We start from the raw sequence: 25848 nt of genomic DNA, 5'->3' as shown, positions 1-25848 counted from the left end.
CCATAACTTTTCACTGATTCCATTACAAAAGAGAGGTCGATGATTAGATCATCGGCCTCTTTCCTATTTTACGAAAATAAAGAAATCACATGTCAAACTAACCAATCTTTATCCCAAAATACATATGAATATTTTTTTATACCATGATAGCATTCGAGATGTACCCCATAACCGTAACGAAAGGAATGAATGCCAATGGAATTTCACATCGAAAACCTGCCAACATCCCGGATTGCTTATGTACGACAAGTGGGTCCGTATGGTCCCGCCAACAGCCACGCGATGGAGACGTTAAAGACCTGGGCCAGACCCAAAAACCTGCTTACGGGGTCGACCATCTTGTTCGGCATTCCGCAGGATAACCCGGAGACCACCCTCCCCTCTCAATGCAGGTATGATGCTTGTATTGTCATATCGGAGGATTATGGCCTGGATGAGTCAATTCCCCAACTTGAAGAAGCTGAGTTTCCTGGCGGGCAATATCTGGTTTGCAAAGTCAAACACACAGCAGAAGATGTGAAGCAAGCCTGGACAGAGATCTTCCCGTATTTGCAGAGCAATGGTTATATCATGGACAACAAACCCATTTTGGAAAGGTATGCGGGTGATCTGCTTCTTCTGGATTTTTGCGAAATATGCGTACCGGTTAAGCCGCTTTAAATGATCTATAGCTGTGGATGCCAAAAACAAAAAAAAAAGCGACTTCAACGTTGAAGTCGCCTTTACTTATTGCTTATTACTTATTGCCGTTTTTTGATCAATTAAAATGCCCAGTTCCCTTTGCGGAATACAGGTTCCACTGTACCATCCTGCAACTCGCCATCGATGTCGAGCTCTGCGGAGCCAATCATAAAGTCCACATGGGTCAGACTGACGTTACATTCATGTTTCAGCAATTCCTCGTTAGACATCATCGTACCATCCTTCATGTTGAATGGATATGCACTTCCGACAGCCAGGTGACAGGATGCATTCTCATCTATGCCGGTATTATAGAAAATACGATTCAAGTTGGAAATTGGGGAATCATGCGGCACCAACGCCACTTCACCAAGATAGCGTGCACCTTCATCGGTGGCAAACAGGTTTTTCAGATGCTCTTCGCCGGAAGCTGCTGTAAAAGCAACGACCTGTCCATCCTTGAACGTAATTCTCATCTGGTCCACCAGCTGTCCATTCAGGTTCAGCGGCATCGTGCTGCTGACAAATCCATTGACTCCGCTGCGCTTCGGCATCGTAAACACTTCTTCTGTCGGCATGTTCGCAACGGTATACACACCTTGCTTGTTTTCGCTACCGCCGCCTCCCCAGATATGATTGTTCACGAGCTCAATTTTCAAATCTGTACCTGGTGCGCGGTAGTGCAGGCTTTTATAGTTTTTCTTGTTCAGCAAATCACTCATGGCATTCAGGGTGTCCAGATGTTTTTTCCAGTTTTGTACTGCGTCTCCACCATCGACACGGTTCATTTTGAAGATGGTTTCCCACATGACGTTGATCCGATCTTCCTCTGGAATGTCGGCAAACACTTTGTTCGCCCACGCCTTGGTTGGCGCTTTGATCAGACACCAGCTAATTTCGTGGTTACGCGTATATTTCGAATATCCGCGACGTGCATGAGCCGCCGCTTTGGTTGCACGCGAAACGTTGTCGGAATTGATACCTTTGTACAATTCAGGGTCAGGTACTTTGATCGTGAGGGTAGCGCCGCCTGCTTTGGCAAACTTCTCCATCATTTCCGCCTTCCAAGCCGGGTAATAATCGAAGCTGTCATCAGAGCCATGTTCAAAACGACTGCGTGTAATATCGTCGTCATCAAAATCAACCTGTACATACTTGGCGCCAGCCGCATACGCTTTTTGCACGATCAGACGGGTGAATTCCAATGTTTCGATGGGTGCCGTTACGAGCAGATCCTGTCCCTTCTGAATATTTACGCCGACTTTGACAACCAGCTCTGCGTATTGTTCCAACGATTTTTCAAAGGTTTGTTCAAAATTACTCATGGTTGTGTTCACTCCTGATTCATATTTGAATGACTATTGCTGCAAAATTGATTTAAACCTTGCGTTTTTCTTGCTCACGTAGCTCGATGCGGCGGATTTTACCGGAGTTTGTTTTCGGCAGATCGGCTACAAACTCGATTTTGCGTGGATATTTGTAAGGTGCTGTCCATTCCTTCACATGGTTTTGCAGTTCACGCGCCAGTTCTGGTGATGCAAGAGACTCGTCTCTCAGCACAACAAATGCTTTCACTACGTTACCACGGATCTCATCGGGACTTGCCACAACGGCACATTCCTTCACGCTGGCGTGTTTCATCAGCGCTTCTTCCACCTCGAACGGTCCAATCGTGTAACCTGAACTGATAATGATATCATCACTGCGGCCTTCAAACCAGAAGTAGCCTTCTTCGTCTTTTCGTGCGCGGTCACCTGTTACAAAATAATCCCCGCGCTGATTCGCTTCCTTTCGGCCCTCATCCTGGTAATAGGCACGGAACAAGGCTGGCATATCCTTATGCACTGCGATATCTCCTACTTCACCAGCAGGTACAGGTTGTCCTTCTTCGTTGATGATTTCAATGAGGCCTGGTGTAATGGACTGCCCCATGGAACCAATTCGTACGGGAGCATCCTTCAAACTGCCGATCAGCAGCGTGCTCTCGGTTTGTCCATATCCGTCCCGGATCGTCAGGTCAAAGTGACGCTGGAAAATTTCAATCACTTCCTGATTCAACGGCTCACCGGCAGACACGGCACTGCGCAGTGCGGACAGATCATGCTGACCCAGATCGTCTGCTTTGGCCATTAAACGATATTCTGTAGGCGTACAGCACAGGACATTGATCTGGTGCTCCTGCATCAGTTCCAGATACCGCTTCGGTTGGAATGATCCATTATAGACCAGTCCGGTCGCCCCTCTTCCGAGTACGGACAGAAACGGACTCCAGATCCATTTTTGCCATCCAGGTGCTGCCGTTGCCCATACCGTATCCGAAGGCTGAATATCCAGCCATAACGATGAAGCAATCCGCAAATGGGCATAACCCCAACCATGACTATGTACTACGCCTTTTGGATTCCCGGTCGTACCGGAGGTATATGCGAGAATGGCCATATCGTCACGATGTGTTTCCACCGCAGCCATCGCATCGGATTGGCCTTGCATTAACCGGTGTACGTTGACCCAGCCTTCTCCAGGTACGCTATTATCACCATTTGGTGATGCAACGATGCGGTGTGCCAATGCTGGCAGATCTGCATCTATCTTTTCAACTTCAGCAGTAGTCTGGGACCAGACAATGACAGCCCGGGCCTCCGAATGGCGAAGACGATACTCCAGATCTTTCGCACGCAGCATCTCGGAAGAAGGAATAACAGCAATGCCCAGTTTCAGGCAGGCAATGTATATGACATAGGCAATAATTCGGCGTGGTACCATGACCAGCACCCGGTCGCCCTTCTCCAAACCAAGATCTCGCAAGCCTCCAGCAAGACGATTTGCCTGCTTCAATAACTCACCATAAGTGATCTCTTCCAATTCTTTATGATCGCTTAGCCATCTAAGCGCAACCCGATCCGACGGGTGATTCTCCATCTCGGATGTCAGGTTATAGGTTTCAGGCGAAATCCACTGTTGAAAATTCAAATGGAGCCTCTCCTTCATATTTCAAATGTATAGCATCTATATATTATACCCTAAATCCTAGGACCTGGTGCTATGATATGAAATAGTTTAAGAAAAAAATAAACATAGGTCAATTAAGACGAAGCTCTAAAAGGTTTATATCTACATATAAAGAAGATAAGTAAGACAAAAAAGTGTCCTCCCGACTACAGGAAGACACCTTAGTTATCCCAACATATCTATAAAATATAGATTGATTTAATCATTGTAGACATGACTCTGAATCTACATAGTCGTATCTTTCCGTTACAAGTTTACCAAGCGTAGTTGCCGATGCCATCCAAGATGCTTTCGATTTCATTCAGCTCTTCCGTCGTCAGGTCTGGTGCCTGAAGGGCGGCTACGTTTTCTTCGATCTGGGACACACGGCTTGCGCCGATCAGAGCGGAAGTAACTCGGTTGCCACGCAAAATCCAGTTCAGCGCCAACTGGGAGATCGTTTGACCTCTACGTTCGGCAACAGCCTGAAGTGCTTCGAACTTGGCAATCCGTTCATCAGTATAGGCTTCTTTTCTCAAATTGCCTGTTGGATTGGCACGCTCTTCCTTGATCTTGTCCACATATTTATTCGTCAACTGACCGCGGCCAAGCGGACAGAAGGCGATCGATCCTACGCCATGCTCATCCAGCACATCCTGCAATCCATCCTCAACCCAGCGATGCAGCATCGAATAATTTGGCTGGTGAACCAGACAAGGTGTACCGAGACGGCGCAAAATAGTAACTGCTTCCTTAGTCTGTTCAGCATCATAGTTGGACAAGCCTACATACAGAGCTTTCCCCTGTCTAACGATATGATCCAGCGCAGTCATCGTTTCTTCGAGCGGTGTCTCTGGATCTGGGCGGTGATGATAGAAAATATCTACGTAATCCAGTCCCATCCGGCTGAGACTTTGGTCCAGACTGGCAATCAGGTTTTTGCGGGAACCCCATTCGCCGTATGGACCGTTCCACATATGATAACCTGCCTTGGTTGAGATGAGCAGTTCGTCGCGATAAGGACGCAGATGTTTTTTAAGAATGACACCAAAATTTTCTTCGGCTGATCCTGGAGGTGGCCCATAGTTGTTTGCCAAGTCGAAATGGTTAATTCCCAGATCGAATGCCCGCAAAATCATCTCTTCCTGAATATCCAGGGTTCGGTTTCCACCGAAGTTCTGCCATAAGCCAAGGGCAATTTGCGGCAGCTTGATTCCGGTTTTGCCAGAGCGTGCATACTTCATTTCACTGTATCGTTGTTCACTCGCTGTATAAGGCATAGTTAATCTCTCTTTTCCTGTAAAAGTTATTGAATACCCTTTCATCTTAGACACTTTCAGTATAAAACGATATGGCATTTCACTACAACGATATGGAAAAATGATTGGTATCTTCATCAAATGATATTCATAAAACGATCCCTTTTCACCTTTTATATGTTAAAATGCAAGGTATAACGACCTCAAAACAGGAGTGAATAGCCTTGATTACGTATATGTGCAAAAACAATCATTTTCAGGAGCTGCAGCTCCTTCATTACGGCACAGAAGCTTGCGCACCCGGTCACCATTTCGGCCCGGCCATGCGGGACTATTACAAAATCCATTACATTTTGGACGGCAAAGGTACATTCGAAGTCGGAGGTAAAAAGGTTACGCTGCGCAAAGGCCAGGGATTTCTCATCGTCCCCCATTCTGTCGTTCATTATCAAGCAGATCAGAATGATCCGTGGGAGTATAGCTGGGTTGCTTTCCAAGGAAGCACCTGCCCTTCGTTATTGCAGCAGGCTTGCCTGTCTGAGCACCATCCGATCTTTGAGATGGGCAATGAGGATGACGAGATGCGCTCCTGTCTGCACCGCATGATTAGCTCTCGCAACACCCATAAGGGATGGGAGATCAGCATGACGGGATTGCTCTTTCAGTTTTTCTCCATTTTGATTGATCGAGCCAGTGAGGACAGACCTATTCCGTTCCAGGACTATTCGAAAGAAACCTATGTCACTCAGGTGATGGATTTCATTGAGATTAATTATGCCAATACCATAACAGTACAGTCCATTGCGTCTCATGTTGGCTTGCAGCGCAGTTACTTGTGTTCCCTCTTCAAAGACAAGATGGGCACCAGCATTCAGTCTTATCTGGTCAATTACCGAATGCGCAGGGCGGCTGAGCTGACGCTGGACCCGGCTCTGACCATTGGGGATATCTCCCGTTCCGTTGGATATGCCGATCAGCTGCTTTTCTCGAAAATGTTCAAAAAAGTCATGGGCGAAGCCCCTACGTATTATCGCAAACACAAAACAGCACCTTCCCATTTATGCAGCTAATGGGATAGTGCTGTTTTTGTATTTTTACACAGGATATGACCACCTGTTTAGGGCTGAATTCCATTCGTTCTGCTCGTTCTGCTTTAAACCTGCTCCTGCATGGTCACGCCTACCACTTGTACTTTAATTTCATTTACCATAATGCCTGTTAATTGCTCTACAGCTTGCTGCACATTATGTTGAAGTTCCTGACAGACTTCATGCATCTTGCTACCATATTGAACATTGATTCGCAGTTGGATAGATGCCTGGTCATCTTTTATCGCAACGTCAATCCCTTTTTGCAAGCTCTTTCCGCTGATGCTCTTGGCGATTCCTTCGGTAAGACCAACAGACATGGAGGATATTCCGTCTGTAGTCTGAGCGGCCATGCCGACAATTTTGGATACTACATCGTTGGAAATATGAATGGCGCCCATTTGAACATATTGTGGCTCAATATACTCAGGTTCAGTGTATGGTTGTGGGATGATTTCAGACATGATTTCCACTCCTTCTATATAATTTATAAATGTTTAAGCATTCTGCCATTTGCCCTTGAAGAATAGCTGATAGATTCGAACCAAAATAATTTTAACGATCATGTAGACAGGGATGATAATCAGAATAGCAATAATGCCGCCCAGATCTCCTGCACCCAGCACCAATATAATGGTCGTAAGCGGATGAATATCGAGTTTTTTGCCGAATACATACGGTGCAACCAGATTATCTTGAATTTGCTGCGCTACCAGAATAATAATGAGTGACCAGATCGCAACCGAAGGGGATACCACCAGTCCCATAATGACAATAGGAACGGAAGACAGGATCGCCCCGATAAACGGAACAAAGTTCATAATGACCGCAATTACAGTTAACAGCAGTGCATATGGGAGACCAATGATCAGGAAACCGATATACATCAGCACGCCCAGAGCCAGATTCACGAGAACTCGTCCCACGATAAAACCGCTTAACGCCTGATCGATTTCAAGTACTACTTCACGGCTGTCTTTTTGGAAGCGTTTTGGTGCAATGTGCACGAGCTTACGACCGAATTTCTCTCCCTGCTTCAGCATATAAAACAAAATGATCGGGAAGGTGAACAGAACAATCGCAAAGCTTGAGATAAGTGAGAAGAATCCACTCACATAGTTCGTTACAAAGGTGAAGCCTTTGTTAATGTAATCCGTAATCTGCGAAAACGGAGTCGACCCTTCCGGGAACAAAGCCGTAATGACACCGTTCTGTTCCAGCTCTTTGAGCTGCATACTCAGTGAATTGATTAAATTTGGTGCGTTTTCTACCAGGTTGATCAACTGCTCGCGGAGTGAAGGCCATAATCCTATAATAAACAGGGCGAACAGTATACCAAACACCAGATAGATCAGTAAAATGCTAAGTGTGCGATTTAGTTTCTTTTTCTCCATATAATTGACGAGTGGCCGCAGCAGATAATAAAAAAATACGGACAACATCATCGGCACGGTAATCACTGTAATCATGGTAACAAGTGGTTGGAAAATAAAGCTGACACGTGATAACAGATAGATATTAATCAGTACCAATGCCAACGCAATACTGAAACGTACAAACGAATTTACTTTGAACAAAAAGTTTCCCCTCCACTTAACCTTTTCTATATGAGCATTTTGTAATGTGATCAGCATGACAGAAAGTTTATGTCAACCTTATCCTTTATGTCGGTTCTTTATTTCGGAATCTGTATAGTGAACACGGTCGTCTCCCTCCCACGCCGGGAAAGTGTTAACCGTCCACCCATTTTCTCGGTGTTTCGCCGCGCAATCGCAAGTCCAAGTCCAGTCCCTCCGGTTCCCGTGCGCGCTTCATCCCCTCGCACAAATGGATCAAAGATGGTTGCCCACAACTCCTGAGGGATACCCACACCTGTATCAGCAACCTCAATAACCACATGGTTATCCAGTGAAATCAACTCCACACGCAGTTCCGTGCCCCGCGGGTTGTAGGACAAGGCGTTTGTAATCAGGTTCTGAATTACTCGGGACAACAGTTCCGGATCATACCTTGCATAGATCTCTTCATCAGGCACGAGCACATGCAGGCCAAAGTGGTTCTGCTCAATCTCGCCATACGTGTCGGCCATAATCTCACGTACAAATTCGCCGATTTCCCGCTGTTGAATGTGCATACGGAAGTCAGGTGAATCCACTTTGAGCAATTCCAGCATATTCTGAATCATGCGCGCGACCTGAACGGACTTGTTATAAATATACCCCAGATATCGCTGCTGCCTGTCCTTGTCTTCCCCTCGCCCTTCCACCAAAGCCTGGGCGTATCCCTGAATACTCGTGATAGGGGTCTTGAGATCATGTGACAGATCCACAATCAGTCGCTGCTTGCTCTCTTCGGCATAACGTTTCTCCGCAGATGTATTCTCAATGACGTCCGCCATATAATTGAAGGTTTCACCAATCTGGACAAATTCCCTCTCTGCCGAGATGGACATGCGTGTACTATAATTCCCCTGGATCATCTGGGTAAGACCTAGAGAGAGAATACTTAGCGGTTTTTTGATTCGCCGGGCGACCCAATAGCTGTATACAAATATCAGCAGCAAGACCAACCCGATCCCGATCATAATGTAAAACGATAATGGATGCTTCAAATTGGTAATCAGTTGATTATCATTAATTCGCACACTGACCAAGTCACGCGGAATCTTCAACAAAACATACTTGGCAGCTCCCTCTGTTGAAAGTGGACTAATGGAGTAATAGTACGGCTGTTCATTTCGGTTTTCCAGTCCTGCATATAGCTCGGCTTCACTGTATTGAGTGAACGTATCCTGCTTGTCCCCAATATAACGAATGACCCTGCGATCCGCATCCAGCACTTCAATCCATCCGCCGCTGTCCTTGAGACGCTGAATCTCGGTATTATTGGCCTCACCGGAACTACCGGACAGCCATTCGTTCTCAAGTTCTGTCACATATACATGTGCCTCTACATTCAGATCGGGATCCACCACCTGATCCGAAATGCGGAAATCGACCACATCCAGATTAATGATAATGTACACGATGGCTACCAGTAACAACAAAAAGAAGTTGAACAGCAAAAAGTCCAGTGTCAGGGACGTTTGCAATAGTCTCTTTTCTCTAGCTTTCCATGGGCGCTTCAATTTTGTATCCCAGTCCCCTTATCGTTTTTAAATATTCCGGTTGCCTGGAGTCGCGCTCGATCTTCTCCCGAATGTTACTGATATGTACCATTATCGTGCTGTCCTCGTGAGCGTAATAATCTCCCCAGACGGCTTCGTATATTTTTTTACGGGTGAAGACACGGCCTGGCTGCTCCAGCAGAAGCTCCACGATTTTGTACTCTGTAGAGGTCAATGTCACTGGCTTACCCGAGCGAAAAAGGATACATTGGGAACGATCAAGCCTGAGCTCACCCAGCACAAGATTTAGCTCTTTGGCAGCAGGCACGTCAGGTGCATCAAATTGATTGACTCTTCTGAGCAAAGCTTCCACTCTGGCGACAATCTCCAAAGGATTGAAAGGTTTGGAGATGTAGTCGTCGGCACCCAATCCGAGTCCAAGGATTTTATCATGATCCTGGCTTTTGGCCGACAGGAAAAGAACAGGCATATGATGTGTGGACCTGATTTGTTTGATCAACTGGAGTCCATCCATCACGGGCATCATAATATCCAGTATGACCAGATCAATCTGAGTTGAACGGATACACTCTAGCGCTTCTACTCCATTAACGGCTGTCACAATGTTGTAGTCCTTCTCGAGGTACAGCTGAAGCAGTTCCACAATTTCGGGTTCGTCATCTGCAATTAATAGTGTGTATCTCATGCGAATCCTCTCATTCCTATTTCAATACATTCAGTTTTCAATCGAATTCGTATCCGTACATTCCGTTTGTTATTGTTCATATGTCTATACGTTACTACTATATACTACGTCTCTTAATTCAATCTAAACCATTTCTAAAGATAACCTAAATAAAAAGCCCGGGCATCAGGCCAGAGCTTCAAATATAAAGCTAAAATAAGTAAAGTTTCAGTACCATTCATCACTTGCTACGTAACCAGGGTTCAACCCGGGCATATAATCGGTCCTTATCGTATTGCACATACTGACTCGCCCGATTGCGTACAGGGTCACCAGCATAGAAACGTTCATACAGATCATGTCTGGCTCCCAGCGGACTTCCCGTCAGCTCCCAGGCAAGCTGGAATAATCGAATCTTCTCCGGTGCCTGCATCGTTACGCCTCCAAGATACTTGTTCATCATGGGGCTGATACTTCCTTCGAGCTCCAGCTTCCCGGAAGGGATCTGAATGAGGCCACCGGCTGCAATGGTCTTCAAAATCTCAACAGCACGCGGATAATAACGGTTCCCCAGATTACGGGCTGTTTCGATATATTTGAATGATGGCAGCCAGTTCCCGTGAACATCCGGCGCAGCTTGTGCCTCGGAGGCGATGATGAGTCCTTCAATCGTTTGCATCTGGCTGATCATTTCCCCAAGCTGTTCCTGTACGTTCAGGAAAGAATCCACTCCAATTTCCTTGGCAATGGACGACGTGACGGCTGTAATGAATTCCAGCTTCGAATGCAGCCGAATAATGCTCTGATGATAAGCCAGACTCGAAGATGCTTCGTTGCAGCGAATCTGCCATACCGCTTCCGGATTGTTGTGCAGCAGTACACGCTCCCAAGGTACGAATACGTCGTCAAAAAATAATACAGCATCCATCTCATCATACTGCATACTAAGTGGATGAGCCGTATCTGGAGCTGATGTTGCAAAAGATTCTCTACATACCATATGTAATCCTGGACTTCCTGCTGCCACAATAACCATATGCGCCAATTCCGGGCGATGTCCGGGAATGCGCTGAATCGGATATGCAATGATATCATCCGCATATGGAGCAGCAGTTGCCACCATCTTCGCACCACGGAGGACAACGCCCTCTGTATTGGTACGAATGATTCGAAGCATCGCATCTTCATCTTCCCCTACGGGCAGAGCGCGGTTAATCTGCGGGTCACGCTGGACAATGGTCAGAAAGGCATCCTTACGTTTTGCTTCATCATAATAGGCAGCTATTTTACCTCCATATGCCGGGTCATATACAGCCATGGCATCCCGTGTGGCATACCATCCGGTCAGGCGGGATCGGGCATAGTCCGAGAGACGGCTCATTACCCCATAAGTGCGATCAGACCACAATCGAAAGGCTGCCGCCCTGTTGCCGATCTCCTGAGCACTGCGGGGTACGCGAAAAGCCTGATGTACATAGCCGCTCGTCTGCTCATCCCAATAAGCCACTGTTTCTCTCATGTCCGCATCATCCACCAGATTGAACAGACTTTCAATCGTTTGCAAGGTTCCCCGGAAGGCCGGATGCTCCGTTACACGAATACATTCTCCATCAAGCCATACCTTCCGTTCGTCGTTCAACCGCTGCAGATAAGCTTGTCCACGGGACATCGTTATGCTCAATGTAATCCTCCTTCTCCATTAGAAAGGCTAGGAAACTCAATGGTGTTAATGTTTTTAATCATGACAAGAATCAAGCTGCACTAAAATGATACATTTTGTATCTATTGAAATAGTACTTTGCTTTGGAGGAAAAAGTCAACAGACACCGGACCTAAGGTCCGGTGTCTGTTCTATTAGATTTATATTAGATCAATTTGGCATACATATTGCGCAGATAGCGCCAGCGTACCAGCAGGAAGAACAGAATCTGCAGGGATGCAAATACCAGGAAAATGCGCAAAGTATAACCCATGACGGAGAAATCAACCAACTGCTGCAATGCGACAAATGCAACGGAGCTGTGGATAATGGCCAATGCTATTGGCAGGAAAAACATTAATACCAGCTGTCTCGTTACGATGTTGCGAAGCTCGGGGCGACTCAGTCCCATCTTTCCAATCATGCGATACTGCTCTTCGTCGCGTTCCAGATCCGCATATAACCGGAAGTAGGTAAAGCTTGCAGCAAAAGTGAAAAAGACGATGCCAATCAACCCACTCAGAATAAGGATAATGCCATTGGTTTGTTTGGAATTAAGCCAATCCAGCACGAGAGCGCTGATCTCGAAGTAGCCCTGATTACTTGAGTCCTTTTGAATGGATTCAATCAGATCAGGCGCAAGCTTCCGCGTCCCCATCCAATCTGTCACAACAAATTGAGTTTTTTTATCGAAATAAAAATTTTCATCCGCTTGGATTTCATTCTTAAATTCCTTATTCATTTTATCGTACAGCTCATTGGAAACCACATAAACGTCCCTTGTATATTCAACCGGGATGACGATCTCGCTTTCAGGTGTTGTTAAACGTACCTTTTTATTTGCTTCTCCAACCCTCATATCGATATTTTTCTGAGTTGAATCCTGCCCGACCTGCGCACGTAACGTCTTGCGACTCGTAAGATTACCCGGAGTCATAAACGAGTCGTTGCCATTCTCCAGAGTTCGCTCTTTGTAACCGAGTGCCTTCGCAAGATGATTATAGTCACTGAGTTTGATGATATAGTTGCCCTCGTTGTCATACAGCGGAATATAACTTCCTTTTTGATACGGAACTTCATTATCAATGAGTGTCTCTTCGATCTTCCTGACGTGGCGTTCTGCGTTAGGTGTATCCCATGAATTTTGGTAAGTAAACGCATATGGATTCGTCATGGATGATAATCCCGGATCAGCGATCGCCAGCATTGTGCCAATGCCCGTAAAGGCAGAAGCCGAGATCACACTTACCATAAAAAACATGACCGCATTATCTTTCATTCGATAGGTAAGTTCGGACAGAAACAGCAAATTCGTTTTGCGGAAAAACAAACGCTTATTGCCTTTGAGCGCCCGAATGGCATACACACTAAGTTGGGTGAATAACAGATACGTGCCTGCAATAACCATAACAACGCTGCCAAACAGCAAAGGGAAGGAAAATGTGATCCATACAAAGGCAAATACACCCGCATATCCACCCCCAATGAGCATGACGGAGAGTAGTGCTAACAGACGTGAAGCCTTAGGCTCGGGTTTCGGTTTTTCCTCTGATTTTACAAGGTCAATCAATGACCCTTTTCGCATCAGCAGAGATGAGGTCAGCGCAATCACTATAAATAGCAGCAGAAATGCTCCGACAGTTAGTGCAATAGCTTTAAGTGGAAAATAGAATCGGAGACTTTCTTCCACAGCCAGCATGGAACCGCAGATCAACAGAATCAGCTTGGCAAAGATCATCCCTAATCCAACGCCTGCCACAATGGCGGCGAGTCCAATACACATGTTTTCCATAAATAACAGTCGGTTCATCTGTTTACGAGTCATGCCGATGATTTGAAATATGCCGAATTCCTTTTTACGCGTCTTTAGAAATGAACCTACGGAATAGAGCAGAAACAAAAACGAAAAGATGAAAATAATGATCTCTGCAATCAGAAACCCCTGATTCGCAAGCATGGTCACTGTCTTACTTGAACCTTTCAATCCTTCCTTCAGATCGGGGTGAAACAAAAGCAGCGCATACGTAAAAAAGATCATGACCGAAAACGTACTGCTTAGAAAATGGGCCAGGTAAATTCGTTTGTTCCGAACGACATTATTAATGGCGAACTGGCGAAAATTCATGTCCTGAGCCTCCCATCAGGGATAATACGTTGATGATTCGTTGATAGAACGTCGATCGGTTATCTCCGTAATGAATTTCGTTGTACAGTCTTCCATCCTTGATAAATACAACCCGGCTGCAATAACTTGCTGCAACAGCATCATGCGTGACCAGCAGCATAGTGGCCCGATCTTCCTGGTTACGACGTTCCAGCATCTCCATTACATCACGCGCGGCTTTTGAATCCAGATTACCTGTAGGCTCATCTGCCAACACGAGCTTGGGAGAATGGATCAGGGCTCGGGCAATTGCCGTCCGCTGGGCCTGACCTCCGGAAATTTCATACGTGCGTTTGTTCAGAAGAGATGCGATGCCCAACTTCTCTGCCAGTCGATCAACACGTTCATTCATCTCCTCAACCGATACTCCGTCCAGCGTAAGCGGCAGGACAATGTTTTCTTTTACCGTGAGTGTGTTGAGCAGGTTAAACGACTGAAATACAAACCCGAGCTCTCGGCGTCTGAATAATGCCAGTTCATCATGATTCAGTTCAAACGGATTCTTTCCTGCAATCTGCAATTCCCCTGAAGTAGGGTGGTCAATGGTTGAAATCATGTTCAGCAATGTTGTTTTGCCGCTGCCGGATGGACCCATGATACCAACGAATTCACCCTCCTGAATACTGAGATCAATACCTGACAAGGCTTCGTATGACACGACCCCCTTATAAATTTTGCTAATCTGTTTTACTGAACATATCTCCATAGGTTATAGCTCCTTTTAGCATTCAAATTTGAATTAAAATAAGTTGGGCTGACTTCTTCGCGATTCGATGTCGTTATCTACTTTCTGACTTCAGTCTATCGAAGTTTCGACCATTCTCCTATGGATTAACCTTTCATCTTCATGACATTTTTGTAAGGTTATATAGTCTCGCTGTCCAACAATCGTCTTCTACTATGTAGAAAATGAGAAAGACGTCGATCCCTGTTAAAGGCACCAGACGTCTTCTCATTTCGTTCCGTATCATGCAAGTATATAGCTCAGGTTTCAAATGTAATGGTTACGGTGGTCCCTTCTCCCTGGACAGATGTAAGGTCAATCCGATGGTTCATTCGTGTCAGTACATCTTTTACAATATAGAGTCCCATGCCCGTGGATTCTTTAAAGTGACGCCCATTCTCTCCGGTGAAAAAAGGCTGGTACACTCGGCTGAGATCCGACTTGGGAATACCCACTCCCTGATCCTTCACTTCAAGAATGATGGATCGTGTAGATTCGTAAGCCTGGATGATTACCTTTTGCCCATTTCCCCCGGAAGAGTACTTGATGGCATTGGATAATAACTGTACGAGGACGAACCGAATCCACTTGGCATCTGACTGGACCATTAACGCAGAATCAATTTTCATCTCGGGATACACGTGATTGCGAATGAAGAACCGTTTCAGTTCATGGATGGCTTCTTCTCCGGCCGCCTTGAGGGATACTGGCTCCACACTGAAATCCTGTTCAAATGTCTCCAGCCGCGCCATGTACAACACGGTTTCCAGTCCTCGTCTCATCTGGTCTGCTTCCTCTCGAATGCTGATGAAACGGGGGTCCTCATCCTCCTGATCCTCAACCGTCAGTTCAATGACGGACAAAGGGGTCTTCATCTGATGAACCCATTGATTCATAAAAGTCAGGTATTCCTGTTGACGCTGTTCCAGACGATGCAGATGCGCATGATAATGACCGTACTGCGAGTCCAGCAGTTCTGACAATGCCTGCGGCAAGGGCGCGGGCTCATTCAGTGGAACAAATTCTTTCAGATCATTCATTCGTTGGGACATCCGGGAATAAAACATACGATGGGACAGATACCGGTAAATGAGATAAGCTGCGTACAGGCATAACCCCAGAGATACCGCATACGCGGCCGTTAACCAGTGGTCGTAACCGTCGTACCAGAAGACGGCAACGACGGTGAGCAGCACAACGATTACCCAACAGGTCAGTACAATATGTTCTTTGATAAACAACCTCATGAGGGCGATGATGCCTTCCAATTACTGTTGAGTCGATAACCCGAGCCTCTTACCGTCTCCAGCGCATCTGTAATTCCCAGCTCGGTCAATCGTTTACGCACTCGGGTCACATTCACGCTAAGTGTATTATCATCCACAAAGGAATCGTCCCACAGCTTTTCCAAGATGGTTTCACGGCTAACCAATTTAGGACTGCGTCGCAGCAGCGTCTCCAGCAAAATGGTTTCTTTCTTGGTCAGCTGTATCTTGCGGTCACCCAATTCCATCTCCAATCTTTCCAAATAAACGGTCAGTCCATCCAGTTCCACCTTGCGTTCTTCATGACGAACAGCGTAATCACCATACACCCGGCGCAGCTGACTTCGGATTTTGGCCATGACAATTTCATGCTCAAACGGCTTCGTAATATAATCGTCCGCACCGTTCTCAAGCGCCATGACCTGATCCATCTTGCCACTCCGAGCTGAGATGAAAATAATTGGACATGTGGAGATGGAACGAATTTGGCGGCACCAATAGAACCCATCGTAACTCGGCAAGTTGATATCCAGAAGCACGACATGCGGCTTCATTTGTTCAAACTGCCGGACGACCTGCTCAAAATCCTCAACCGTAACAGCCCTGTCACCATATCGCTCGATATGGGATTGAAGAAGACCCGCAATCTTCGGATCATCTTCAATAATCATTATCGTATACATAAAAAAGGTCTCACCTCTAACCTGTCATAATGGAATATGCGATTCTCTTTCCAAAATCATAACACAGGTGGGTACTATCGGGCATCGACCTGCTTGCGCCAATCCAGTATGTCAGCGTTCAGCTGCTTCAAATCTCCAGACGGCTGCTCCTCATCGGACAAGTTATACTTCTGTTTCAAAGCCAGAATTCGATATACACTTTCATTAATTCGGGATTCAGAGATCTTCCCTGACTTTACCGCGTTCATCAGTGTATCAAAAATGGTCTTTGCGCTTTCATAACTGTGAGCTACCAGCAGAATATCGCTCCCCGCCTGAACCGTCGCCACGGCGGCATCGTTCAGCTTATAATTTTTCGCGATCGCGCCCATGCTCAGATCATCTGTGATGACCACACCGTCATATTTGAATTTGCCACGCAAATGCTGACCAATAATAACGTCAGACAAGGAGGCCGGATGGTCGGGATCGAGCTTTGGAAACAGAATATGGGCTACCATAACCGCTTCCACCTGTTCCTTTACCGCAGCCTCAAAAGGAATCCATTCGAGCTGAGCAAGTTGCTTTTTAGTTTTGTTCACGACAGGCAGATCCAGGTGAGAGTCCACTGACGTGTCCCCATGGCCGGGAAAATGCTTTACCACCGGAATAATCCCTTCGCTGCGCAGCCCCTTCATCTCGGCTATACCCATTTGGGATACCAGACTGGCTGAACTTCCAAATGAACGATCGCCAATTACCGGGTTATTCGGATTACTGTTTACATCCAGCACTGGAGCAAAATCGACGTTAAAGCCTACGAGCTGAATTTGTCTTGCCAATAATTCACCCATCGTTTCAGCCAAATCAGCATCCTTCGTCTTGCCGACTTTCCCATTGGAAGGTATGCTCTCTACCGTTTCCGGCATACGACTCACTTTGCCACCCTCCTGATCCACACTCATGAAGATTGGAACCGGATTGGAACGATTGGCATCCTTAATGGATTGCACGAACGTTGCTGTTCCCTGCAGGGTCGAGACATTATTGGCATAGAAAATAATCCCTCCCACCTTCTGATCCATAATCATCTGCTTCGCTTGAGCATCCAATGTGGTCCCCTGAACACCCGCGAGAATCATTTGTCCAATCTTCTCATCCAGAGACAATTGATCAAGCTGTTCTTGTACCGGATCTTTCTCTTCCTGCGGAGGTACTGTATTCTGCGGATCATCCTGATCACCTGCACCTGCGTTTGAATTCGCATTGGTCTCCGTTCCGGCATTATTGTTATTTGGCTCTGACGAGGAGGGCTTCTCCGACTGCCCACATGCAGATAAGAGCAGCACTATTCCGAATAGCAGAAACAACATTTGAAGCGTGTTTATGTGTTTGTTTTTTGAATTGCGATTATGGTTATACAAGGATGGTCATCCTCCTTAAGCGTTGTTGTCATTCAGGCTGAATGTGGTTCAGGCATAACCTTATCATAAGGTGCTTCATTTTCAAAATGGAGGTGGTTTAAGTACAAACTCTGAAGATGTAGCCTGCATGACGCAAAAAAATTCTCCTTTTGGGATTAAAGTGTGGTACTTCATGGTGTTATTCCTTCGGGCGTGTGTGATTGGAGGGGATGAGAAAAGGTGTATGCGGTGCGAAATATGGTTTTCTATTGTGAATTTTTCATGTGGTGAAATTGTTATTATAGGGAGGTGAAAAAGCCGCCTTTCGGCGGCATCATGTTTGTTTTCAGTTTTCATTGCCATTGACGTTTGTTCTTTCGAATTCTTGAAAATTTCTCTTAATAGAGTGTTTTCAATACTTCCGCTGTAAAGGGAACGATTTCGGACTGGCGTCCTTCGCGAACTTTGTTCGGCCATTCCGGATCACTCAGCAGTACACGTCCCAATGCGATCAAGTCAAATTCATTATTCTCCATTTTCTCGTTCAACTGATCCAGGTGAGCGTCACCTGTTCCCTGGTTTTCGTTCGCTCTATCCACGAATTCCGCTTCGAGACCTACTGATCCCACGGAGATCGACGGCTTGCCACTTATTTTCTGTGTCCAGCCTGCAAGATTCAGCTCTGAGCCATCAAATTCCGGCAGCCAGAATCGACGGGTGGAGCAGTGGAAAATATCTACGCCTGCAGCCGTGAGGGGTGCAAGGAATTGCTCCAATTGCTCTGGTGTTTCCACCAGCCGTGCGTCGTAGTTCCCCATTTTCCATTGGGAGAAACGAAGCACGATCGGGAAGTCAGGACCTACAGCAGCGCGACACGCTTCAATAACTTCAACAGCAAAACGCGTGCGTTGTGCCAGATCGCCTCCGTATTTATCCGTACGACGATTGGTGTGCTCCCAGAAGAATTGATCAATCAGGTAGCCATGAGCTCCGTGGAGCTCAATACCATCGAAACCGATGCGCTGGGCATCTGCTGCTGCTTGGGCAAACGCCTGGATAAGACCCTTGATCTCGTCCTCTGACAATGGTTCTCTCTCAGGTTCACCTGCCATGCTTAGTCCTGATGGGCCTACCGGCTCAGCTTCTGCATTGGGCAGATCGCCTGAACGTCGGGCTGTTCCCACATGCCACAATTGTGGCATGATTTTGCCACCTGCCTCATGAACTGCCTTGACTACATTCGCCCATCCCTGCAGCGATTCTTCGCCATGGAACAACGGAATGCTTGCGCCACTAATGGATGATGGGTGGTTAATGCCCGTTCCTTCCGTAATGATCAGTCCTACACCTCCGGCTGCTCTGCGACGATAATATTCCACGACCTCTGGTCCGGGTACTCCTTCGGGTGAAAATCCACGAGTCATGGGTGCCATGACGATCCGGTTGGACAGGGTAAGCTTGTCCGAGGTAAATGGTTTAAACAAAGCTGACGGTACATTCATTGTGTATTGCTCCTTTACGATCAGATTGGAAGAAAACATGTACACCTTCATGCTCTTGTATAACTATCATAGATGTTAATCAGCGAGTTGGTTTAGATATATCACCTTTCTATTTTATAGTTTCTAATTTTTATTTTCAAATAAAGGGGCATTACTAATTTCTTTAACACAAAAATAGAGCAAGCAGGATGTAGCTTCATCTAAGAAGTTCTACGATCTGGGCCTGCCCTGTACAATTAACCTAAACGGGTCTATCTGTAACCAAAAATGTGGATGAAGCATAGTATATAATCCATAATCTTCCTTTCCTTTAATTAGAATTAACAGGGATATCATTGCGATTAACTCTCAGCAATTTGCCGGATGAAGTCGATAGAACGTCGGGGTCTGTGCCCAGCCCAAAGTAGAAATCACCATCATGTTCTTCAAAAGACTTGGCGTACGTATCCTGGTTAAAACGGAGGATTTCATTCCATGTGTTCAGATCTGTAGATTGATATACCCGGTTTATATAGAGATTCGCACTTTTACGTGTGTAGGTAAGCACATAGACTTTCCCGTCCCGAAGCAGTAGATCCGTAGGAAGAGCTTGAGTGTCTGGCAAAATGACGCGCGATGCCTGATTAATGTCCGTCATGACATTCAAGGATTTGGGTAACAGCTGCCCATCATTGAATACCCCTCCGGCAATATAAAGCAGCTTATTGTTGAAATTAATGTTTTTGCCTATTTTATTGTATGGCACTGTGCCCGTTTGATAGGTTAACCCTGGCAGCATTTTGCTACCATAGATGACCACATCTTTCTTTTCAAGCTTCTCATTAATCTCTAATATATTGGTTTTATCGCCCCAAATATTATTGGCAGGATACATCATGCCTGATGCATATAATTTGCCCTTGATTTCAAATAGCGTATATGCCCTGAAGCCAAACGTATTAATGGTGGCGAATTTTCGCCAACTTTCGCCTTGATCATGAGAGATTAATACAGTAGGTTTCTGCTCGGTACCCAGCGCTGCAAACAGTTTGCCCTGATAGGACGCCAAATCGTATACGTGTACACCCAGCGGCAGATTGCGATACTTTGTCCATATATCTCCATCTAACCGGTAGAAGTTTCCCATATCCCACTGCTCACCATCCGAATCATTTCCGGGAATATATAATTTGTCGTTCAGCACTTTATAAATGTCAATCTGTTCCTCATCCACGAATAATTTGGTCGAAGGAACGATGCTCGGATTGCTATTGGTGACGGACTGGGTTATAAACTTGGGATTGGCTGTATCGTAATAAATGACTGGAATAGGACCTGCATTAGGTGAAACACCTAAATTACTGCTGTTCCCGTGCCCCATATATATTTTCCCTCTGTACAGCTGCAAGTCCCAGACATTATTGGCATATGGTGCTTTCTTAAAAGGTTTTCCAAGCAACTTGATCTTGGACGTCACATCGGCGGATGTGATAGGTGCATTGGACACCTTGGCAAGTGCCCGTTCGGCAGTCGGCTGCTGATCAGTTGAAACGTTGTTTTTGGGTTTCGAATTGCCCATAAGCAGCCAGCCCATGCCTGCAACAATGGTCAAAATCACGGCTGCCCATTTTGTATTCCTCTGCATGTCCGCTTCCTCCTTCATTTTTATGATAACACCTTTACATCAAAATGATACAAATTGTATCTTTTCATATTATGTAAAACAAAACGTACTTGCAACAAATTCCGCCCGCTCTGTGCAAAAAAAATAGACAATCGCATCTGAAGATGCGTTGTCTATTTGTCATTAATTCGTTGTGGCTGCCTACCGTTTGCACATCAGTTCCAGTTGAGCTTTCACTGGGTGCATGTTGCCATTGGCTGACTCCCACTCTATTTTTTTGTCTGTTATTTGCTTGGTACATTTATTCTGCTTTCACCAGAATTTTAACCTGGTTTTTCTCTTTCAGCAGTGCTTCAAATCCATGCTCGACCACTTCGTCCAGACTGATTCGTTTGGTTACCAGCTTGTCTGCTGGGAAGAAACCTTTAGCCATCAGGCTAATCACAGCCGGGAATACGTCACGGTAACCGATAATGCCATTGACCGTGCGCTCCTTCATGACAATGGAGTTTGGCAGAATCGGTGCTTCCTGTTCAAAAATGCTGACGATCATCAATTCACCGCCAATACGTGTTGAATCAATCGCTTGTTGCAGCACCCGTGGTACACCTGTTACTTCATAAGCTACATTCACGCCGCCTTGGGTGCGGGCATGAATTTCTTCCACCACATTGTATTGTGTAGGATCAATAACAATAGCACCAAGTTCTTCCGCTTTGGCTTTACGTTCCTCGGATAATTCCACCACATAAATATCCGATGCGCCGGAAGCTTTCAACGCTTCAATAACCAGCAAACCAATTGGACCCGCACCAAAAACAGCCGCAGTGTCGCCGACTTTCATTTTGCTTTGACGAACAGCATGAAGAGCTACTGCGGAAGGCTCTACCAATGCTCCTTGCTCGTAAGAGATGGAATCCGGAATGGCATGCACCATATATTCCTCAGCCGTTACATACTCCGAGAAACCTCCGCCTCCCCCAGCCAGGCCCAAGAAACCCATCTGATCGCACAAATTGTATTTCCCCTGTTTACAGGCTTCACAATGACCGCATGCATAAATCGGTTCGACCACAACGCGATCACCTGCCTGAAAACGTGTCACGCCTTCTCCTACCTCAACGACCTGTCCTGAAAATTCATGCCCCATCACAACAGGTGCTTGTTCCCCTGTTAGCGGATGCGGTGCTTGAGCCGGAATGAAGATCGGGCCAGCAGTGTACTCGTGCAAGTCACTGCCACAGATCCCACACCACTCCACTTTTATTTTAACCTTTCCCTGTTCAGGGCGGGGTTCATCAATATTTTCGAGACGCAAATCTTTTACTCCATGCCAACGCAATGCTTTCATTTGTTTCATCTCCCAGATCATAAGTTTTGATATAATCGGAAACGTTTCCGTAAGTTAAATATGTCACATTTTAAATAGGCTGTCAAACATAATTTGTCACACATATGTCTATCTTATGAATTTTAAGCCGATAATTCCGGTGTAGTGCTACCCTTCAATACACTTGCCACTCTCAGCTCTTTTGAAAAACAACAGACATCCATGACCTTTCAATCCTATTCACGGGATACTTATTGGCTCAAATGGTATAATCAAGGTATAGAATTGTCATTTCATTCGTATATATTTTCAAAATTCGGAATCGTTTCCGTTGAAGTGAGGTTAACTAAACGTGAGTAAAGATCAGAAGGTTACGATCAAGGACGTTGCAGAACTTGCAGGTGTAGGTATCGCTACCGTCTCCCGAGCCATTAACAATTCCGATGGCATCAGCAACAAAACACGGGATAAAGTCATGCAGGCCATTGAGGAGCTTGGATTTGTCCCCAATACCTCTGCCCAGAGTTTGAAAATACGCCAGACGCATCAGATCGCACTGGTTGTACCTGACATACGCAATGCCATCATTCCCGAGATCTCTTGGTCTGTTGAACAAACGGCGAAGCAGCATGGGTATCATGTGGTTCAAATCAATACGGCGGGCAATGCACGAACGGAACTGGAGACCATTCGTACGATCAAAAAACTGCACGTGGACGGGCTTATTTTCATGCCTTTGGCATATCCCAAAACATTGCCTGGCTTAATTGATAAAGCCCCCCTTCCCATTTCCATGATCAATTACGGTAAAAAGCTGGACCCCGGCATGAAAGCAGATGTCGTTTCACTTTCACAGCCTGAAGGAAAGCTAGTCATGGAACATCTGATTAAGATTGGACGAACCCGCATTGCATACGCCGGCGCTCCCAAAGACATTATTGAAGAGCGTTATCGGGCTTATGAGCAGGCCGTCGGACATGTAGATATCTCGCTTGTTTACTTTGGAGAAGATTTTTCATTGAATACGGGAGCCAACGCAGCGGATTATTTCTACGGGCTGACTCACATGCCAGATGCTGTATATGCGATTAATGATATGGTCGCCATCGGACTTGTAAATCGGTTTAAAGAACTGGGCGTTCGTGTGCCTGAAGATATCGCTGTTGTAGGTGTTGATAACAACCAATGGACTACGGTTACGTCTCCGCAGATCAGTTCAGTCTCGATAATGGGCGAAGAAGTAGCACGACTTGCGACGGAATTACTGTTAAAACGAATTCGAGAAATGAGTACTACCGATTACGAGCATATCCAGTTCGAGCCACGGTTAATTGTGCGCGAGTCCAGTGTTGCCATGATCCGCTCATCTTCACAAGCACCACAAACATAAGAATGATCGCAAAGACACCGGATTTAATGGACAATCCAAACCTTCGATAAATACAAAAAAAGGTGTTCATCAGGGATGAATTTCGTCCTGAGAAACACCTTTTTTATATTCACTCACATACCCTTTTATCTCAAACCCGCCTCCGAGCCATTACTTTTTCGTAAGCAATTGTCTAATCGGTGTTCCTTTCATAAACATCTCAATATCCTCTACGGTATGGTTAAAATAAATGGCATAGTTACCTTGAGTCACATAACCCAGATGTGGTGTTGCCAGCAGATTGGGCAGTGTACGCAACATATGATTTACAGGCAGAGGTTCCTGTTCATATACATCCAGACCGGCCCCGGCAATCCACTCATTCTGTAAAGCTTCGACCATCGCCTCTTGATCCACAATGCCTGCACGGGACGTATTAATCAATAAAGCGGTATTTTTCATCCGTTGGAACTCGGCTCGTCCAATCAGATTACGAGTGCGATCACTAAGCACCAGATGAATGGAAACAATATCGCTTTGTTCAAGCAGCTGTTCCTTTGTCTCTGCCCACTGAACTCCCTGTTCCTCTGCTCTTTCCTGTGTCAAATTCTCACTCCATGCGGTCACTTTCATGCCAAAGGCTTGTGCAATCTCTGCCATCCGGCTGCCAATTTTACCTAAACCGAGCAATCCCAATGTCTTTCCGTACAAATCCATGCCAACGGTGCTCTGCCAATTCCGATTGGAACGCAGTGCGTTATTTTCAGTTACCAGCTGTCTGGACAGCCCCAGAATCAACGCCCATGTCAGTTCCGTCGGCGGGTTCGAGCTGCCTTCCGTGCCACAGACGATTATACCGCTTTCTTCCGCAGCCTGGAGGTCAATGGAGGCATTGCGCATGCCGCTTGTAATCAGAAGCTTGAGTTTGGGCAATTGAGTAATCACGGATTTAGGAAAAGGTGTACGCTCACGCATCAAGACAATAATTTCAAAATCCTGCAGTTCCTGAACGACCTTCTCTTCGGATCCCATATAATTATTGAACGTCTGAACCTCAACCCGATCCAGGATAGGAGTCCAATCCGCTGAAGAAAGGGCAACATTCTGATAATCATCCAATATGGCACAACGCAACTTCGTCTGCATGGTTGAATCTCCTCCTCATATATGTGCATCGTCGAACAATGTTTGAAAATGTTACTCTCATATGTAAATCATATTATACATCCTAATTTAATCTATACCCTATCTGTATTGTATCAACTCAAGCCCTCATCTGCCCAATGTCCTCAGACACAAAAAGAGCAGGAACACACTCCCGCTTCTCGCCGATTGATCATTCTCTGTCAGCGAACCCACAATAGCAATAAAAGCAAGCATACCAATTACAATCAAACTGAACTTGATTATCCCCATCCCGCCGTATGTCGTCAGCAGCACACCTATAATGTATAAAACGACAAGGTAGATCCTATGAAAGTAACGCTCCATATGAACACCCTTTCTACAAATGAAATTGTTCCCTCATTTCTCAAACAACGATAACGTAACCTTAATACTCTGCTGTACAAACGAGCGATCCGGCTCCGATTTCATCATCACGGTCAATCCAATCATCGATACAACCAGAGATTTTGACAACGCACTTGCGTCGAAATCATTAGACAATTCCCCGGTTTCCTGCCCCCGTTCAATCGTCTCCTTGAAAATCGCCGCCAGATACATCTGGTGCTCGCGTGTTAGAACAGCGAATTTGGGGTCATGCGGAGCCAGCTCAACCATAGTATTGATGCAAAAACAGCCATGACGAGCATCTGTCAGATCCCCTTCTGCTCCAATATGTTCAAATAAAGCACGGAAGGCTTCTTTTACAGAGGATGTATGTTGAAGCCTGGATCTGACCTGAGCGGCATGCAAAGTCGTATATCTGCGAAGTACTGTTTCAAACAATTCCTTTTTGTCACCAAAAGCCGCATATAAACTGGGACGCTGAATCCCCATGGCTGCCGTCAAATCACTTAAGGATGTCGCTTCAAATCCCTTATCCCAAAAAAGCTGCATTGCCGCTTCCAGTGCCTTATCCGTATCAAATTCCCGTTGTCTAACCATGCATTCACCCTCTTTATGTATCGATCAGTATATAACTATTTTAATCTATACCCAATTTCATTGTCAAATCTATCTCAATTCCTAAAAAGAAAAATTAATAATCCTCCTTCAACTCTTGACATCATATCAAAGCGTGAAGTATGTTTATCCCGAATCATAATGTACTGATCAGTATATTTTAATTGAGCAGTATTCTTACTGCTCCCCTAAC

At 45.7% G+C, this 25848-nt stretch carries 21 protein-coding genes; 3 read left to right on the top strand and 18 right to left on the bottom strand.

All coding sequences use genetic code 11. From position 1 onward, the window contains the following. Positions 1-195: 195 nt before the first annotated feature. The gene (locus ACFVQB_RS04045) at positions 196-660 is read left to right on the top strand and encodes an AraC family transcriptional regulator (protein WP_379435114.1); all 465 of its coding nucleotides are present in this window, start codon (positions 196-198) and stop codon (positions 658-660) included. Between the two features lie 101 nt (positions 661-761). On the opposite strand, the gene ACFVQB_RS04040 is transcribed toward ACFVQB_RS04045, so the two are convergent. The 3 genes from ACFVQB_RS04040 to ACFVQB_RS04030 all read right to left on the bottom strand — a co-directional run bounded on the left by ACFVQB_RS04040 (position 762) and on the right by ACFVQB_RS04030 (position 4949). Then, positions 762-2006, bottom strand: a complete 1245-nt coding sequence (locus ACFVQB_RS04040) for an aminopeptidase (RefSeq protein ID WP_379435113.1) — start codon at positions 2004-2006, stop codon at positions 762-764. Positions 2007-2058: 52 nt separating this feature from the next. After that, positions 2059-3600: an acetate--CoA ligase gene (locus ACFVQB_RS04035; protein WP_379436293.1), complete on the bottom strand. Its 1542-nt coding sequence runs from the start codon at positions 3598-3600 to the stop codon at positions 2059-2061. Positions 3601-3944: 344 nt separating this feature from the next. Continuing rightward, positions 3945-4949 carry an aldo/keto reductase gene (locus ACFVQB_RS04030; RefSeq protein ID WP_379435112.1) on the bottom strand — a complete coding sequence of 335 codons (1005 nt, stop codon included), beginning with the start codon at positions 4947-4949 and terminating at the stop codon, positions 3945-3947. Positions 4950-5152: 203 nt separating this feature from the next. Between ACFVQB_RS04030 and ACFVQB_RS04025 the strand changes: the two genes are divergently transcribed. Beyond that, on the top strand, positions 5153-5998 hold the full coding sequence (locus ACFVQB_RS04025; RefSeq protein WP_379435111.1) for an AraC family transcriptional regulator: 846 nt from the start codon (positions 5153-5155) through the stop codon (positions 5996-5998). Between the two features lie 83 nt (positions 5999-6081). Here ACFVQB_RS04025 and ACFVQB_RS04020 read toward each other — a convergent pair whose 3' ends face one another. From ACFVQB_RS04020 to ACFVQB_RS03960, 13 genes are all read right to left on the bottom strand, one after another. Continuing rightward, the gene (locus tag ACFVQB_RS04020; RefSeq protein WP_379435110.1) at positions 6082-6480 is read right to left on the bottom strand and encodes an Asp23/Gls24 family envelope stress response protein; all 399 of its coding nucleotides are present in this window, start codon (positions 6478-6480) and stop codon (positions 6082-6084) included. Positions 6481-6513: 33 nt separating this feature from the next. After that, on the bottom strand, positions 6514-7593 hold the full coding sequence (locus tag ACFVQB_RS04015; RefSeq protein ID WP_379435109.1) for an AI-2E family transporter: 1080 nt from the start codon (positions 7591-7593) through the stop codon (positions 6514-6516). A 98-nt stretch (positions 7594-7691) separates the two neighbouring features. After that, positions 7692-9143, bottom strand: a complete 1452-nt coding sequence (locus ACFVQB_RS04010) for a HAMP domain-containing sensor histidine kinase (RefSeq protein WP_379435108.1) — start codon at positions 9141-9143, stop codon at positions 7692-7694. Then, the gene (locus ACFVQB_RS04005) at positions 9121-9828 is read right to left on the bottom strand and encodes a response regulator transcription factor (RefSeq protein ID WP_063563457.1); all 708 of its coding nucleotides are present in this window, start codon (positions 9826-9828) and stop codon (positions 9121-9123) included. Before ACFVQB_RS04005 ends, ACFVQB_RS04010 begins: the two co-directional genes overlap by 23 nt. Before the next feature lie 220 nt (positions 9829-10048). Further along, positions 10049-11476: a 4-hydroxyphenylacetate 3-hydroxylase family protein gene (locus ACFVQB_RS04000; protein WP_379436290.1), complete on the bottom strand. Its 1428-nt coding sequence runs from the start codon at positions 11474-11476 to the stop codon at positions 10049-10051. 196 nt (positions 11477-11672) lie between these two features. Further along, a complete protein-coding gene (locus ACFVQB_RS03995; RefSeq protein ID WP_379435107.1) occupies positions 11673-13631 on the bottom strand; it encodes an FtsX-like permease family protein in 1959 nt (652 codons plus the stop codon). Continuing rightward, complete coding sequence (locus ACFVQB_RS03990; RefSeq protein WP_192266786.1) at positions 13606-14376, bottom strand: ABC transporter ATP-binding protein; 771 nt, start codon at positions 14374-14376, stop codon at positions 13606-13608. The genes ACFVQB_RS03995 and ACFVQB_RS03990 overlap by 26 nt, the downstream gene beginning before the upstream one ends. A gap of 278 nt (positions 14377-14654) precedes the next feature. Beyond that, entirely contained in the window at positions 14655-15641 is a 987-nt protein-coding gene (locus tag ACFVQB_RS03985) for a sensor histidine kinase (protein ID WP_379435106.1), read from the bottom strand. After that, positions 15638-16342: a response regulator transcription factor gene (locus ACFVQB_RS03980; protein WP_379435105.1), complete on the bottom strand. Its 705-nt coding sequence runs from the start codon at positions 16340-16342 to the stop codon at positions 15638-15640. Before ACFVQB_RS03980 ends, ACFVQB_RS03985 begins: the two co-directional genes overlap by 4 nt. A 74-nt stretch (positions 16343-16416) precedes the next feature. Continuing rightward, complete coding sequence (gene nagZ / locus ACFVQB_RS03975; RefSeq protein ID WP_379435104.1) at positions 16417-17745, bottom strand: beta-N-acetylhexosaminidase; 1329 nt, start codon at positions 17743-17745, stop codon at positions 16417-16419. Between the two features lie 377 nt (positions 17746-18122). Further along, positions 18123-19226, bottom strand: coding sequence for an NADH:flavin oxidoreductase (locus ACFVQB_RS03970; RefSeq protein WP_379435103.1), 1104 nt, complete (start codon positions 19224-19226; stop codon positions 18123-18125). A gap of 310 nt (positions 19227-19536) precedes the next feature. Then, a complete protein-coding gene (locus ACFVQB_RS03965) occupies positions 19537-20850 on the bottom strand; it encodes a hypothetical protein (protein WP_379435102.1) in 1314 nt (437 codons plus the stop codon). Positions 20851-21130: 280 nt separating this feature from the next. Continuing rightward, entirely contained in the window at positions 21131-22180 is a 1050-nt protein-coding gene (locus ACFVQB_RS03960) for a 2,3-butanediol dehydrogenase (protein WP_379435101.1), read from the bottom strand. Between the two features lie 331 nt (positions 22181-22511). Between ACFVQB_RS03960 and ACFVQB_RS03955 the strand changes: the two genes are divergently transcribed. Next, positions 22512-23549 carry a LacI family DNA-binding transcriptional regulator gene (locus ACFVQB_RS03955; protein ID WP_379435100.1) on the top strand — a complete coding sequence of 346 codons (1038 nt, stop codon included), beginning with the start codon at positions 22512-22514 and terminating at the stop codon, positions 23547-23549. 150 nt (positions 23550-23699) lie between these two features. On the opposite strand, the gene ACFVQB_RS03950 is transcribed toward ACFVQB_RS03955, so the two are convergent. Both ACFVQB_RS03950 and ACFVQB_RS03945 read right to left on the bottom strand, forming a co-directional pair. Then, positions 23700-24674 (bottom strand): D-2-hydroxyacid dehydrogenase family protein, encoded by a 975-nt coding sequence (locus tag ACFVQB_RS03950; RefSeq protein WP_379435099.1) that lies wholly within the window; start codon positions 24672-24674, stop codon positions 23700-23702. Between the two features lie 378 nt (positions 24675-25052). Beyond that, complete coding sequence (locus tag ACFVQB_RS03945; RefSeq protein ID WP_379435098.1) at positions 25053-25637, bottom strand: TetR/AcrR family transcriptional regulator; 585 nt, start codon at positions 25635-25637, stop codon at positions 25053-25055. Between the last annotated feature and the right edge of the window lie 211 nt (positions 25638-25848).

It is taken from the genome of Paenibacillus sp. NPDC057886 (genome assembly GCF_042796655.1).
In the GTDB taxonomy this organism is placed as follows: Bacteria; Bacillota; Bacilli; order Paenibacillales; family Paenibacillaceae; genus Paenibacillus.
Note: the sequence above shows the minus strand (reverse complement) of the source record. Positions and strands in the feature narration are given on the sequence as shown.

Coding starts and splice junctions, on each gene's coding strand:
- ACFVQB_RS04045 (WP_379435114.1), top strand. CDS start 196: ATGGAATTTCACATCGAAAACCTGCCAACATCCCGGATTGCTTATGTA.
- ACFVQB_RS04040 (WP_379435113.1), bottom strand. CDS start 2,006: ATGAGTAATTTTGAACAAACCTTTGAAAAATCGTTGGAACAATACGCA.
- ACFVQB_RS04035 (WP_379436293.1), bottom strand. CDS start 3,600: ATGGAGAATCACCCGTCGGATCGGGTTGCGCTTAGATGGCTAAGCGAT.
- ACFVQB_RS04030 (WP_379435112.1), bottom strand. CDS start 4,949: ATGCCTTATACAGCGAGTGAACAACGATACAGTGAAATGAAGTATGCA.
- ACFVQB_RS04020 (WP_379435110.1), bottom strand. CDS start 6,480: ATGTCTGAAATCATCCCACAACCATACACTGAACCTGAGTATATTGAG.
- ACFVQB_RS04005 (WP_063563457.1), bottom strand. CDS start 9,828: ATGAGATACACACTATTAATTGCAGATGACGAACCCGAAATTGTGGAA.
- ACFVQB_RS04000 (WP_379436290.1), bottom strand. CDS start 11,476: ATGTCCCGTGGACAAGCTTATCTGCAGCGGTTGAACGACGAACGGAAG.
- ACFVQB_RS03995 (WP_379435107.1), bottom strand. CDS start 13,631: ATGAATTTTCGCCAGTTCGCCATTAATAATGTCGTTCGGAACAAACGA.
- ACFVQB_RS03990 (WP_192266786.1), bottom strand. CDS start 14,376: ATGGAGATATGTTCAGTAAAACAGATTAGCAAAATTTATAAGGGGGTC.
- ACFVQB_RS03985 (WP_379435106.1), bottom strand. CDS start 15,641: ATGAGGTTGTTTATCAAAGAACATATTGTACTGACCTGTTGGGTAATC.
- ACFVQB_RS03980 (WP_379435105.1), bottom strand. CDS start 16,342: ATGTATACGATAATGATTATTGAAGATGATCCGAAGATTGCGGGTCTT.
- ACFVQB_RS03970 (WP_379435103.1), bottom strand. CDS start 19,226: ATGAATGTACCGTCAGCTTTGTTTAAACCATTTACCTCGGACAAGCTT.
- ACFVQB_RS03965 (WP_379435102.1), bottom strand. CDS start 20,850: ATGCAGAGGAATACAAAATGGGCAGCCGTGATTTTGACCATTGTTGCA.
- ACFVQB_RS03960 (WP_379435101.1), bottom strand. CDS start 22,180: ATGAAAGCATTGCGTTGGCATGGAGTAAAAGATTTGCGTCTCGAAAAT.
- ACFVQB_RS03950 (WP_379435099.1), bottom strand. CDS start 24,674: ATGCAGACGAAGTTGCGTTGTGCCATATTGGATGATTATCAGAATGTT.
- ACFVQB_RS03945 (WP_379435098.1), bottom strand. CDS start 25,637: ATGGTTAGACAACGGGAATTTGATACGGATAAGGCACTGGAAGCGGCA.